11 protein-coding genes are annotated in these 12,152 nt (G+C 65.6%); 7 read left to right on the plus strand and 4 right to left on the minus strand.

Going from position 1 to position 12,152, the window contains the following annotated elements; all coding sequences use genetic code 11:
* Positions 1-109: 109 nt before the first annotated feature.
* The gene (locus ABIB42_RS21965; protein ID WP_429248998.1) at positions 110-967 is read left to right on the plus strand and encodes a chemotaxis protein CheB; all 858 of its coding nucleotides are present in this window, start codon (positions 110-112) and stop codon (positions 965-967) included.
* A 214-nt stretch (positions 968-1,181) separates the two neighbouring features.
* Here ABIB42_RS21965 and ABIB42_RS21970 read toward each other — a convergent pair whose 3' ends face one another.
* On the minus strand, positions 1,182-1,553 hold the full coding sequence (locus tag ABIB42_RS21970) for a hypothetical protein (protein ID WP_005667006.1): 372 nt from the start codon (positions 1,551-1,553) through the stop codon (positions 1,182-1,184).
* A 296-nt stretch (positions 1,554-1,849) separates the two neighbouring features.
* Here ABIB42_RS21970 and ABIB42_RS21975 point away from each other — a divergent pair, with 296 nt between their 5' ends.
* Both ABIB42_RS21975 and ABIB42_RS21980 read left to right on the plus strand, forming a co-directional pair.
* On the plus strand, positions 1,850-2,158 hold the full coding sequence (locus ABIB42_RS21975) for a hypothetical protein (protein ID WP_040776208.1): 309 nt from the start codon (positions 1,850-1,852) through the stop codon (positions 2,156-2,158).
* A 115-nt stretch (positions 2,159-2,273) separates the two neighbouring features.
* Positions 2,274-3,242 (plus strand): IS1595 family transposase, encoded by a 969-nt coding sequence (locus tag ABIB42_RS21980; protein ID WP_184238898.1) that lies wholly within the window; start codon positions 2,274-2,276, stop codon positions 3,240-3,242.
* Between the two features lie 243 nt (positions 3,243-3,485).
* Here ABIB42_RS21980 and ABIB42_RS21985 read toward each other — a convergent pair whose 3' ends face one another.
* Both ABIB42_RS21985 and ABIB42_RS21990 read right to left on the minus strand, forming a co-directional pair.
* Positions 3,486-3,911, minus strand: a complete 426-nt coding sequence (locus ABIB42_RS21985) for a hypothetical protein (protein WP_157225560.1) — start codon at positions 3,909-3,911, stop codon at positions 3,486-3,488.
* Between the two features lie 98 nt (positions 3,912-4,009).
* A complete protein-coding gene (locus ABIB42_RS21990; RefSeq protein ID WP_184238900.1) occupies positions 4,010-4,705 on the minus strand; it encodes a TetR/AcrR family transcriptional regulator in 696 nt (231 codons plus the stop codon).
* A 261-nt stretch (positions 4,706-4,966) separates the two neighbouring features.
* On the opposite strand from ABIB42_RS21990, the gene ABIB42_RS21995 reads away from it, so the two are divergent.
* The 4 genes from ABIB42_RS21995 to ABIB42_RS22010 all read left to right on the plus strand — a co-directional run bounded on the left by ABIB42_RS21995 (position 4,967) and on the right by ABIB42_RS22010 (position 11,226).
* Positions 4,967-6,592, plus strand: coding sequence for an MFS transporter (locus ABIB42_RS21995; protein ID WP_005667001.1), 1,626 nt, complete (start codon positions 4,967-4,969; stop codon positions 6,590-6,592).
* A complete protein-coding gene (locus ABIB42_RS22000) occupies positions 6,589-7,758 on the plus strand; it encodes an HlyD family secretion protein (protein ID WP_005667000.1) in 1,170 nt (389 codons plus the stop codon). Before ABIB42_RS21995 ends, ABIB42_RS22000 begins: the two co-directional genes overlap by 4 nt.
* Positions 7,755-9,161: an efflux transporter outer membrane subunit gene (locus ABIB42_RS22005; protein ID WP_005666998.1), complete on the plus strand. Its 1,407-nt coding sequence runs from the start codon at positions 7,755-7,757 to the stop codon at positions 9,159-9,161. The genes ABIB42_RS22000 and ABIB42_RS22005 overlap by 4 nt, the downstream gene beginning before the upstream one ends.
* A gap of 64 nt (positions 9,162-9,225) precedes the next feature.
* Entirely contained in the window at positions 9,226-11,226 is a 2,001-nt protein-coding gene (locus ABIB42_RS22010) for an alpha/beta fold hydrolase (RefSeq protein ID WP_005666996.1), read from the plus strand.
* A 581-nt stretch (positions 11,227-11,807) separates the two neighbouring features.
* On the opposite strand, the gene ABIB42_RS22015 is transcribed toward ABIB42_RS22010, so the two are convergent.
* A complete protein-coding gene (locus ABIB42_RS22015) occupies positions 11,808-12,077 on the minus strand; it encodes a hypothetical protein (protein WP_005666993.1) in 270 nt (89 codons plus the stop codon).
* Positions 12,078-12,152: the final 75 nt, after the last annotated feature.

Below are 12,152 nucleotides of genomic sequence, written 5' to 3' on the forward strand. Positions count from 1 at the left end.
TGACGATCAAGTCTGGTTGAATCCGGAACGGATTCGGCCAGAAGCACTACAGCAAGCAGCTTGAGATGACGCGACAACTACGTTGACAAACACCGGTCGCTGTTGCGCAATGCCGGTTCGACATGCGACTGACGACGAGCCGATCATCCCCGGACGCGTGCTCGTCGCGCCGCCCGATGAACACCTCACTGTCGTGACCAGAGACGGCAGATCTTACGTTCGGCTCTTGCATGGTCCAAGGGAGAACCACTGCCGACCGGCGATTGATCCGCTTTTTCGCTCGGCAGCGACAGCATTTCTGGCCGACACGATCGGTGTCTTGCTAAGCGGCTACCTGGATGATGGGACAGTTGGCTTGCAGGCCGTAAAAGCCTGCGGCGGCACGGTGATCGTGCAAGATCCGCTCGAAGCCAAAGCCATGGATATGCCTGCCAGCGCCCTGCAACACGTCGATGTCGACCGGGTACTGCGCACGGCTGACATTGCTCCAGCGCTGGTCGGGCTGGCCACGGCGAGCGTGCGGCCGGGAATCCGCGGCCATGACACGGCCGTACCCGATGTTCCGAAGTGGATAGGTGTCGAAAATCGCATCATCAGCAGGGATAGCGCTATGGATGATCTCGAGCAAATTGGCGAACCCTCCTCGCTCACCTGCCCGGAGTGTTCCGGTGCCTTATGGGAGGTCGGCCCTCAGGCGCCGATACGCTACCGCTGCCACACAGGTCACGCTTTCAGCGCCAAAGTGCTGGAGACACTCCAACGCGACGCGGTGGAAGATGCAATTTGGGGTTCGGTGCGCGCTCTCCATGAGCAGGAGCGGCTATTCAGCAAGCTGAGCGAAAGAGAGCGCCAGACAGGGCAGATGGAGCGCGCGGCTGAATACCAAACGAAAGCCATGCAGGCCAGGGAGCATTCGCGCATTCTTCGGGAAGTGGTGGTGAAGCGCGCGTTGGTGGTCAAGACATAAGGCTTGCCATACTAATCCGGCTCCACGAAAGCTGGCACGGCCCAACATGGTACGTACAATCGATTCCGCCAGCACTCGCGATATTACCCTTCGGGGATGAGCATCTCATCTTGAAATGCTCGAGCGTGATCGGTCCCATACGTGCGCCCTTGGACAATGCCGATATCGACAAGCATTTGACGGTGCGCATCATCGCGACGCTCATTCTACAGTTTCATCCTTGCCGACAAGTATGCCGAAGGACTTTGATAAGTGCTTCACCTACAGATTCCAGTATAAATGGCTTTGGCACATAGGCATCCACGAGGGAGGCATTTTGCCCCCGATCGGCAAGAGAGGACGCGATGATTACCTTGATCTCTGGCTGGGCCGCCTTTGCCTCAGCAGCATAGGCAGGATCACCGTCCCAGCCGCCCTTCACCGAGAGGATAAGGGCGTCGAACCCAATCCCATTCGTTAGCATAAGCCTCAGGGCGCGCGCGAAAGTGCTAACGCCGAGCACCCGGTAGTCCAACGATTTGAGCATGTCGCAGATCGACGCGCGAGTGAGGCGGTCTTCTTCGACCAGCAGGATTAAGGCTCGCATGTGACTACCCTCGGTGGATGTTGTTCACTGATCTTACGACACCCGTGGCGCCAACAGTCCCCACCCAGAAAATACACGTTGAGAGTGCACACTTTGCTAGTGGTCCGCCGGTTGATCAACGAGGCATTGAACCTGCCGAGACAAAATCGGCACTCCTAGCATACAAACCAGTCTCCACGAAAGCCGGGGCGACGCACCTGGCAAGCGCGCCGTGCCTGTGCCTGTTGGTCGACGGCGCCTGGTGCTGGTCACGCTTCATCTGCCGCACCCATGCCTCGGCCCACTCATAGTTCAGCATGCTGGTCGAGACCGTGGCGACGCTGGTTGGCAGCGTGTCGAGCAGCCTCTGGTCAGACAGTCGGGCCGGGTTGTGGCGGCCGTACTCAGCCACGCAGCGATGCGCCGTCCAAACCTCGCCCTTCGAGCTTTTCTTCTCCAGCGAGGACGCGGGGACGATGGGCCAGCAGGATTTCGACCTACCGTCCATACTGCTCGGCAGCCTCGTCGTCATCGAAGGTTATCCAGAGTCGCTTTGGAAGAAGCTTGCGCGCAACGCAAAGTTGATATCCGTAGGGTCGCTTGATGATGTTCGCCATGATGCCTGAACAATAGGATCCGACAGCGAAAATAAAGGCGCTGTAACCGTTAGATGTGGATGAGCATTGAACTGCTGAGCTGACCCGCGGTCCAATCCCAGTCCCCATCGATCGGGAGCGCGCCATGAAAGCACCGAAGTTTGCGAAGCTGTTCGCCCAGCTACCGCAACTGAATCAGCCGCAGCGCCAGCAGGTACTCGCCGCCCTGCATCCGGCAGCCGGGCTTGACCGGGTGATTGCCCTCATCGGCGAGATCCGGTCAGAGGGGCGGCGTTGTCCGGATTGCGCCTGCGAGCGATGCCACCGCCATGGCCAGGCCAACAACCTGCAACGCTATCGCTGCTGCGCATGCGGGCGCACTTTCAACGACCTGACCGGCACGCCGCTGGCGCGGCTCAGGCACAAGGGCAAGTGGCTCGAGTATCTGGAAACGGTGCTCGATTCGCGCACAGTCCGCCCTGCGGCCAAGCGTATCGGCGTGCACCGTAATACCGCGTTTCGCTGGCGTCATCGCTTTCTCGACCGGGTCAAGGACGACCGGCCAACCCGTCTTTCCGGCATCGTCGAGGCTGACGAAATGTTCCTGCTCGAATCGCAGAAGGGGTCACGCAAGCTCGATCGCCCGCCCCGCAAGCGCGGCGGCAGGGCTGCGCTGCCTGGCATCTCGCATCATCTCGACTGCATCCTGGTGGCGCGCGACCGCAGCGGCCAGACCATCGACGCCGTCACCGGACGCGGCGCCCTGAAAGTGGCCCAGCTGGTGAAACACCTGCTGCCGAAACTCGATCGGCAAGCGTTGCTGGTCACGGACGCCAACGCCGCCTATCCCGCCTTCGCCCGTGCCCATGGCATCGCGCACCAGGCCGTCAATGTCAGCGCCGGCGAACGGGTCCGCACCGGTGTCGAGGGCGCCATCCATATTCAAAATGTGAACGCCTACCATCGCCGTTTCAAGGAATGGCTGGTGCGTTTCCATGGCGTGGCGTCGCGCCGTCTGCCTAACTACCTGGGCTGGCATCGGGCGCTCGATGGCGGGCGGGTCGCTTCTGTCGAGCAATTGCTGCGTATTGCATTCGGGGTCATCAACAGATAACGAGTACAGCGCCAAAATAAACGGCCAGGCGACGGCCATTTGGCCGTTATCAAGTGCGGTGTCCCGCTCAAAATGAACGGTGTTGAACCCAATGCAAACGGGCCCCGATGGGGCCCGTACTATGAGGATCTGGAGGCGAGGACGGGAGTCGAACCCGTCTAGACGGCTTTGCAGGCCGTATCGCATCAGTTGAATCAATGGTTTGCACAGGGATCTCCTTTTTCAGCCTACCGTCCGGTGGCACTAAACTTCTGTGCTTGGTGAGACACGACGACACGCTAAAGGTTGCTCGATGGCGATGTTGATTTTCTTAGCGCGAGGCTTTTCGAAGAAGTGCGACTCCACCGCATGACGGAAAATCCGCTCGTAGGTGAAAGGCTTGAAGCTGCCCATGGGATGGCTATCGTCGTCGCTCCGATATCGCACTATTACCTCGACCCGGCCGTCCCAGACAGTTTCGATAATAGGCACATGTAACTGGGCTCCTCGCGCGAAGGACATGATGGCGCGCACGTGCTTGAACAGGCTCTCGACCTCCGTGCGCCACGTTGAAAAATTCACACCCTCTGGCGGGCCTTCAATCGCAAGCGCGCCTGTCACATGGTTTTTTTCGGATGGCTCCAATATCATGGGGCCGCGCAGCTCAATTGTTCCAAGGCGACGCGCCATTCATGGCCTGTACCGCGGCCGCGGTGAGCCAGGACATCCGGAAGCCTGCCCGGAAAGGCAGGCCAGGCATGACGTGGCAGGCTGCTTCGCGCCGGGCGCTAGCCGGGTTCGCAGGTCGCAGCGCCGAGCGATGCCGGGGCTCCGCGCAGTTGCGCCGCCTCGCATACCAGCTGCCAGCCGCGTTCGACCATCCTGCGGCGCGTATCGGGTGCGCGGGCGTACAGGGCGCCGCTGAGCATGGAGACCAGCAGGATGACGTCCGATACCACGAGGTCGGCGCGGCAGGCGCCGCCTGCAACCGCCCACGCGACCGGTTTCTCGAATACCGCCGCGACGCGCTCGAGCGCGGAAAGCAGTGCCGGGTTGTCGTGGTCGAGCGTCATCCAGATTTCGGTCAGCGGCGCGCGCACGACGATGCGCTCGGCGACAAAGTGCAGCAAGCCCCCCAGCGCAAGCGCATCCTGGGCGACCGAAGCGGCCTCGCTCTCGAGCTCGTCGATGGCGCGGTCGAGCAGGCCGACGATCAATGCGCCGCGGTCGGGGAAATTCCGGAACAGCGTGGCCCGGCCCACGCCGGCGCGCTCCGCGACCACGTCGAGCGAAACCTTGACGCCGGCTTCCAGGAACACCGCTTCAGCCGCGTCGAGCAGCTTGGTCCGGTTCTGCACGGCGTCGGCACGTCGGCGCAGCGTCCCTTGTTCGGCCTCGGGCGCGGCTGTCGCGTTATTGTGCGACCGCACATTCGTCGGCGTGCTAAAGTCAGCCTTAGTGGAACTTTGAGTATCACTTATCATGTCTTGGTGCCGAAACTGGTGGCCTGCCGCACGCTGCCCCTGGGGGCGGCAGTGACGGGCAGGATTGCATACGAACTTACCACAGCAGGCTCCGCCCAGGCATTTCATCGATAAATGTAAGCATGAAATACTACTTTTTGGCGCCGGATATCGGGCAGTGCACAATCAGGCTGTGGGCAAGGGACGCCTTCAGGCAAAGGGGACATCATCATTAGCGCCTCGCCTTACGCCATACCGAACTGGACGCCGGAAGAGCGTCCCATGCTGCCGGGCTCGGCCGCGGCGCTCAAGCACAGCGCACCGGTGCGTGCCGCCTACATCCTGGTCGGGGTCCTGCTCGGCATCACCGGCGGCCTGGGCAACGCGCTGGTGAGCGCCAACCTGCCCGGTATCCAGGGTGCGCTCGGCCTGACGCCAGTCGAGGGCACCTGGCTGGTCGCCGCCTACCTGATGGTGAACGTTTCATCGAACCTGGTCCTGTTCAAGTTCCGGCAGCAGTACGGATTGCGCCTGTTCGCTGAAATTGGCCTCTCGCTCTACGCGGCCGTCTGCATCCTGCACCTGTTCGTCCATGGCTTCGCCTCCGCCCTGTTCGTGCGCGCCGCCAGCGGTTTCGCCGCCGGCACGATCACCGCACTCAGCACGATGTATGTGCTGCAGGCCTTTCCCAAGGCGCGCATGGGCCAGGGACTCGTGATCGCGCTCGGCATCTCGCAACTGGCGACCCCGCTGGCCTGGCTACTGTCCCCGACGCTGATCGACCTGGGAGAATGGCGCTCGCTGTACCTGTTCGAAGCCGGGCTCGCGCTGTGCTGCCTGGCGGCGGTCGTGGTGCTGAAGCTGCCTCACGGGCAGCGCATCAAAACCTTCGAGGCGCTCGATTTCCTGACCTTTGCCCTGCTTGCCCCGGCCCTGGCGCTGGTCGTTGCCGTGCTGGCGCAGGGGCGGGTGCAGTGGTGGTCGGCCCAGCCCTGGATCGCCTGGGCGCTGATCGCTGCCCTGCTGCTGTCGCTGCTGGCCGTGCTGGTCGAATGGCACCGCCCCAACCCGCTGCTGCAGATCCGCTGGATGGGGACCCTGTCCACCATCCGTTTCGTGATCGGCGCCATGGGCATGCGCTTCCTGCTGTCCGAGCAGACCTACGGCGCCACCGGCTTCCTGCGCACCCTGGGCATGGGCACCGACCAGCTGGTCCCGCTGTACGCGGTGATGATGGCCGGACTCGTGGCCGGCATCGCCGCCAGCGCCCTGACCTTCAACCAGAAGACCGTCATCCCCCAGATCCTGCTGTCGGTGGTGCTGATCGCGGCCGGCAGCCTGATGGACTGGAACGCCACCAACCTCACGCGCCCGCACGACATGTTCCTGAGCCAGTTCCTGCTCTCGGCGGCCGCGGCCATGTTCATGGGGCCGCTCCTGCTGGCCGGCATCATGCCGGCCCTGAAGCAGGGAACGCAGTACATCATCAGCTTCGTCGTCCTGTTTTCGATCAGCCAGAGCATCGGCGGGCTGGCAGGCCCGGCGATCCTCGGCACCGTCCAGCAGTTCCGCGAACACGAGTATTCGGCCGCCATCAACGCCGGCGTCGACCCCACCCAGCCGCTCGTTGCCCAGCGCCTGCAGATGCAGGGCCAGGTCTATGGCGGCGTGGTCGGCGACCCGGTACTGCGCCAGGCGCAGGGCACGGCCCAGCTCGCGCAGCTTGCCACCCGCGAGGCCAACGTGCGGGCCTTCAACGACATCTTCCTGCTCAACGGCATCATGGCCCTGGTCTTCCTGGGCTGGTCCCTGTTCCATGTCGTGCGCCTGGCGCTTGCCGCCCGCAAGGCGCCGCCCGCCTCGTCCCCGCCCGCCTCCGGGCCCGACCAACCCACCGACGCATCATGACCGACACCACTAATCCGAACCCCGCCCCCAAGACCGACACCCCGCAGCGCCAGGACCTCGTCGATTCGGACGGCCGCCCGCTGCCGCCCCCGCCGGCCGAGCCGCCCAAGATCGACCGGGCCAGCAGGCCGGTCATCGTCGCCATGGCGCTGGTCGCCGTGGTCGGGGTGGCCCTGATCCTGTGGGCCTGGCAGCTCGGCCCGTTCCGCAGCACGGTGGTGACCACCGAGAACAGCTATGTGCGCGGCCAGATGACCGTGCTGGCGCCGCAGGTCAACGGCTACGTGGCGAGAGTGCTGGTGCGCGACTACCAGCGCGTGAAGGCGGGCGACGTGCTGGTGCAGATCGACGACCGGATCTACCGCCAGCAGCTCGACCAGGCCAGCGGACAGCTCGCCGCCGCCCAGGCCAACCTGTCGAACCTGACCCAGACCGCCGAACAGAACCAGGCCGAGATCGAAGCGCGCCGCGCCGACCTGTCGGCCGCCGAGGCCGAACGGGACCGCGCGCAGGCCGACGAGGCGCGCGTCGACGAACTGGCCCAGCGGGGTTCGGTGTCGCTGCGCGAGCGCGACCAGGTCCGGGCGGCGGCGCGCGCGGCGGTCGCGAACGTGGTCAAGGCGCGCGCCGCGGTCCGCATCGCCCAGGAGTCCGCCAAAGCCACCAGCGTCTCGCGCGAAGGCCTCGAGGCCCAGATCGGATCGGCCGAGGCGCAGGTCAGGCTGGCGCAGATCAACCTCGAAAACACCGTCATCCGCGCCCCGCGCGACGGCCAGCTGGGTGAGGCCAGCGTCAGGCTGGGCCAGTACGTCACTGCCGGGTCCCAGCTCATGTTCCTGGTGCCCGACGTCCTGTGGGTCGTGGCGAACTACAAGGAAACCCAGGTGCGCGACATCCGCCCGGGGCAGGTCGCACGCTTCACGGTCGACGCACTCGGCGAGACGCGGCTGACGGGGCGCGTCGAGGGGTTCGCGCCGGCCACTGGCTCCGAATTCAGCGTGCTCCGTCCCGACAACGCGAGCGGCAACTTCACCAAGGTGGTCCAGCGCCTGCCGGTGCGGATCACCATCGATCCCGACCAGCCACTGGCGGCCAGGCTGCGACCCGGCATGTCGGTGGTCACGCGCATCGACACGGCCAGCGCCGGCGCCGGAGAGCGCCCATGAGGACGCGCCCGCTGCCGCCCTCCGTCCTGGCACCCGCTGTTCTCCTCGCGGCGCTGCTGTCCGGCTGCGTGCCGGCCGAGCGCCAGCGGCCCGAGGCTGCGGCAGTTGCCGCGCCCGCGGCGTGGCGCGCCGGTGCGACCGGCAACGCCACCGTAGCGCCGACGTGGTGGCGCGCCTTCGGCGATCCGGTGCTGGAACGGCTCGTCGAACAGGCGCTGGCGCGCAACACCGACGTGCTCGGTGCCGCCGCCCGCGTGCAGGAGGCGCAGGCCAACATCGCCCTGGCACGCTCGGCCATGCTGCCCTCGCTGAACGTCGCCCTCGGCGCGCAGCGCGGACGCAGCCTCGGCGCCGCCGGCGCCGCCACCAGCACGGCGCTGCAACCCGAGGCCCAGGTGAGCTGGCAGGCGGACCTGTTCGGGCGGCTCGGCCGGCTCACGCAAGCCGCGCGCCTGCAGTATGTTGCCAGCCAGGCGGACCGCGACGCGGCGGCGTTGTCGGTGGCGGCCGAGGTGGCGCAAGCCTATATCGGGCTGCTCGCGCTCGACGCCCGGCTGGTCGTGTCCCTGGAAACGGTGGAGTCGCGCAGGGAGGCGCTGCGGCTCGCGTCCGACCAGGCCGAAGTCGGCTACATATCCGAATACGAGCTGACGCAAGCGCAGGCCGAATATGCCGCGGTGGAACAGGCGATTCCGCAGCTGCGCCAGGCAATCGCAGCACAGGAAAACGCCCTGCGGCGGCTCACCGGCGACCTCCCGGGCCCGGTGGAACGGGGCGCCAGCCTGCGCACCCTGCAGCTGCCCGCGGTGCCGGCATCCCTCCCTTCCGACCTGCTGCGCCACCGGCCGGACATCCGGAGCGTGGAACTGACGCTGGCCGCGGCGGACGCCGGCCTGGGCGCGGCGCGCCAGGCATTCCTGCCCCAGGTCGCGCTCTCCGCCAGCCTGGGCCAGCTGTTCACCAATGCGCTCGACTACGACCCGGTCACGGTGTGGAGCCTGGGCGGCAGCATCCTGGCACCGATCTTCAACGGCGGGCGCCTGAACGCCCAGATGGACGTCGCGATCGCGCAGCGCGACCAGGCGGCGTACGCCTACCGCGCTGTCGTGCTGGCGGCGTTTCAGGACGTGGAGACCGCCCTGAGCGGAGCGCAGCGGCTGGCCGAACAATTCGACCGTGCGCTCGAGCGGCGCGAGATCCTGTTGCGCACCACCGCGCGCGCCACCGACCGCTATCGCAGCGGCTATGCCTCCTACCTCGAGCAGCTGGACGCCCAGCGCAGCCTGTATTCGACCGAGCTGGATGCGATCGGCGTGCGCGAGGACCAGCTCAACAACATCGTCGGGCTGTACCGCGCACTGGGCGGCGGATGGCGGGGCGCCGCCGGGAAAGCCGGACAGTGAGCCGGCACCCCGGAGCTTGCCTGCGTCCGGACCGGCCTGCCCGGCGTGCCGGCTGGGGAGGAACATGAACCCGCGCTCGATCGGCGGTCGGCTGCTGCACCTGCTGCTGGTCGCGCCGCTGCTCGCCGGCTGCTCTGTGCTGCAGCAGTTCGAGGACCGGGTCGCGGTGCGCCCGGTCCAGCCGGGCGAGTACATCGCCCGCAAGCGCGGCGACATCCTGACCAGCGGCCGACCCGGCCAGGCCACGCTGGAAACGATCAGGGTCGCAGCGCTCGACGGCGCCTGTCCGAGGCCCGACAAGCCTTCCCTCGAATGCATCGCTGCGCTGGCACGCGCGGCAGCCATCGAAGACGAGCGGCGCCTGTCCGCGCTGTCGGAACTATGGGTGCAGCAAGCCTTGTCGCTGCCCACCGGCACGCAGGACGGCGCTGCGGAACCCCGGCTCGGCGCCTGGCTGGAAGCTGCACGCCATGCCTATGCCTATCTGTTCTTTACTGGACGCAAGCCTGGCCAGCGCGCTTTCGAGGACCGGCAGACGCAGGTGCGCGACTATTACAACCTGGCGGTGCAGGAAGCCGCCGTCATCCTGTTCGCACGGCAGCACGGCCGCGCCCCGGCGGACGGCGGCGGCGCGCTCATCCGTGCTGGAACGTGGGCGATCCGGACCGACCTTTCCCGTGTCAGGATGGAACCGGGACTGGAGCGGCCGCAGGAGCTGGTTCCCGCCTCCGCGCTGGCGTTCTCCGGCCTGCGTAGCCAGTACCGGCGCGACGGGTTCGGGGCCGAACTGGTCGCGGTCATCGACGCGGATGCCGACGCGTCCTTGCGTGGCCCGGCGGCGCGCGCCGGCGCGCCGGGCCGGCCGGGGCCGCAGCGCAGTGCGGCCTGGAGCGCCATGCCGTATCGGGCGCTGACCGCGCTGGCCCACTTCCAGGGCAGGACGATTGCCGAGGTGTTGTCCACCCACGCATTGACGATCACCGCCTACGATCCCTACGAGCACGACCAGATCACGCTGAATGACGAGCAGGTGCCGCTCGCAGGACACTTCACGGCCGGCTACGGCCTGTGGCTGGCACGCTCGGGCTTCGCCAGGCAATCGATACAGGCCTTGTTGGGACGCAAGCTCGGCATCGACCGGCCACACCTGTATCTCATGCAGCCCTATGACCCCGGGCGCCGCGTCATCGTCATGATCCACGGCCTGGCCAGCAGCCCGGACGCCTGGGTCAACATGGCCAACGAGATCATGGGCGACGAAACGCTGCGCCGGCATTACCAGGTCTGGCAGGTCTACTACCCGACCAACCTTCCGGTCGCGCTCAGCCATTTCCAGATACGCCGGGCGGTCCACGACGCGCTCCGCCATTTCGACCCCGGCAGCGCGGCCCCGGCTTCGCGTGACATGGTGCTGATCGGGCACAGCATGGGCGGGCTGATCGCACGGCTGATGGTGTCCTCGGCGAAGGACGGTTCGCTGAGCCGGCTGATCGAGGAAGGCACTTTCGACAGCGGCCAGAAACAGCGGCTCCAGGCGCGTCTCGCTCCGCTGATCGACTTCGCACCGATGCCCGAGGCGCGGCGCGCCGTGTTCCTCGCCGCTCCGCACCGGGGTACGCCCATCGCGCGCAGGCGGCTCGGCTTGCTGCTGGCAGACATCATCCGCCTGCCGTTGACGGTCCTGGAAGGACTGGCCGACCTCATTCCTGGCGACGCCGCCGGAAGCGCTGCAGCGGGCACCAAGCGCCTGCCGAACAGCCTCGACAATCTCAGGGACGACGACCGTTTCGTGCGGGCCGCGGCGGAATTGCCGATCTCGCCGCAGGTCCGTTATCACTCCATCATTGCCCGTGCCACTGCCGACGGGGCACTGGCCGATACCGACGACGGGCTGGTTCCCTACCGCAGCGCGCATCTGCCAGGCGCCATCTCGGAGAAGGTCATCGTCTCGGGGCACAGCGTGCAGGAGACAGCCGCGGCCATCCTGGAATTGCGCCGCATCCTGCATGCGGACCTCGCCGAACAGCCGAAGCGCGACCAGTTTCACGCCGCCCCGGCACCATGACAGGCACCAGCGATGGCCAGTGCCTGGCAAGCGCCCCGAACGATCCATGCCTTGCGTTCGACCCGGGTCTTACATTGGCATCGTTCCCTCCGGCACCATCATCCACAATTACCAGCTTCGTTCGACCTCGACAATAAAAAGCCCCCGGATTCGGGGGTTTGGGTCATCTTTAATGCCTGTGCCTGCCAGTCATTGCCGATCTGCGGATCACTCCCACTCAATGATCAATTGCTGAGCTAATCCGTTGTTAATAAAGACCTTAACGCTCGGGCAAGCACATCAGTACCACGAAAATACCATGTCACGAGTCATGCTCGGCTACCGCGCAAGTCCCTCACAATGCAAGACAACTTCGAGATCATCATACTGACTCTCCGCCACCCGTCGGGGCGTGCGTATGACCGGTGGCGGGAGTGGCGGCCGTGTGGTGGCGCTGGTGCCGCTCGAACTGCTCGATGTCCTGCCCCTCATGGAGACAGCCAACGGCCTCGGTGCAAACAAAAAAGGAGTGACGACGCATCGAAAGCCCTTGATTTATTAATACCGATCCCGGCAGGCCTGGCGGCCGAACCTCACGTGCTTCAATTCTTGTATTGATCCAGCTGGCCCGCCAGCGTCGGCTTGTATTTCTTCACGGCCTCGACTGCTTCGGCGCGCACCTCGTCCCGCGAAATGCGGGAAGGAGCGCTAACCGCCGGCAGGTTGAGCTTCGATGCGCTGGCGGATGCAGCTGCGCTTGCGCCGGTGATGGCGGTATTAGTCTTTGCGTCCGCGTCTGCATTGTCGGCAGCGAAGGCGGTAGCAGCGGAAACGAACAAAGCAGCAGCGGCAATGAAACTCTTGGCGTTCATGACTTTCTCCTCAAGATGAAAGACCGGGCAGGCGAAGCGTGTTGGACAGCTTTGTCGCTCGGGAATGCAAACAGT

Origin of the sequence: Massilia sp. UYP32 (genome assembly GCF_050434365.1) — a bacterium.
Lineage (GTDB): Bacteria > Pseudomonadota > Gammaproteobacteria > Burkholderiales > Burkholderiaceae_D > Telluria > Telluria timonae.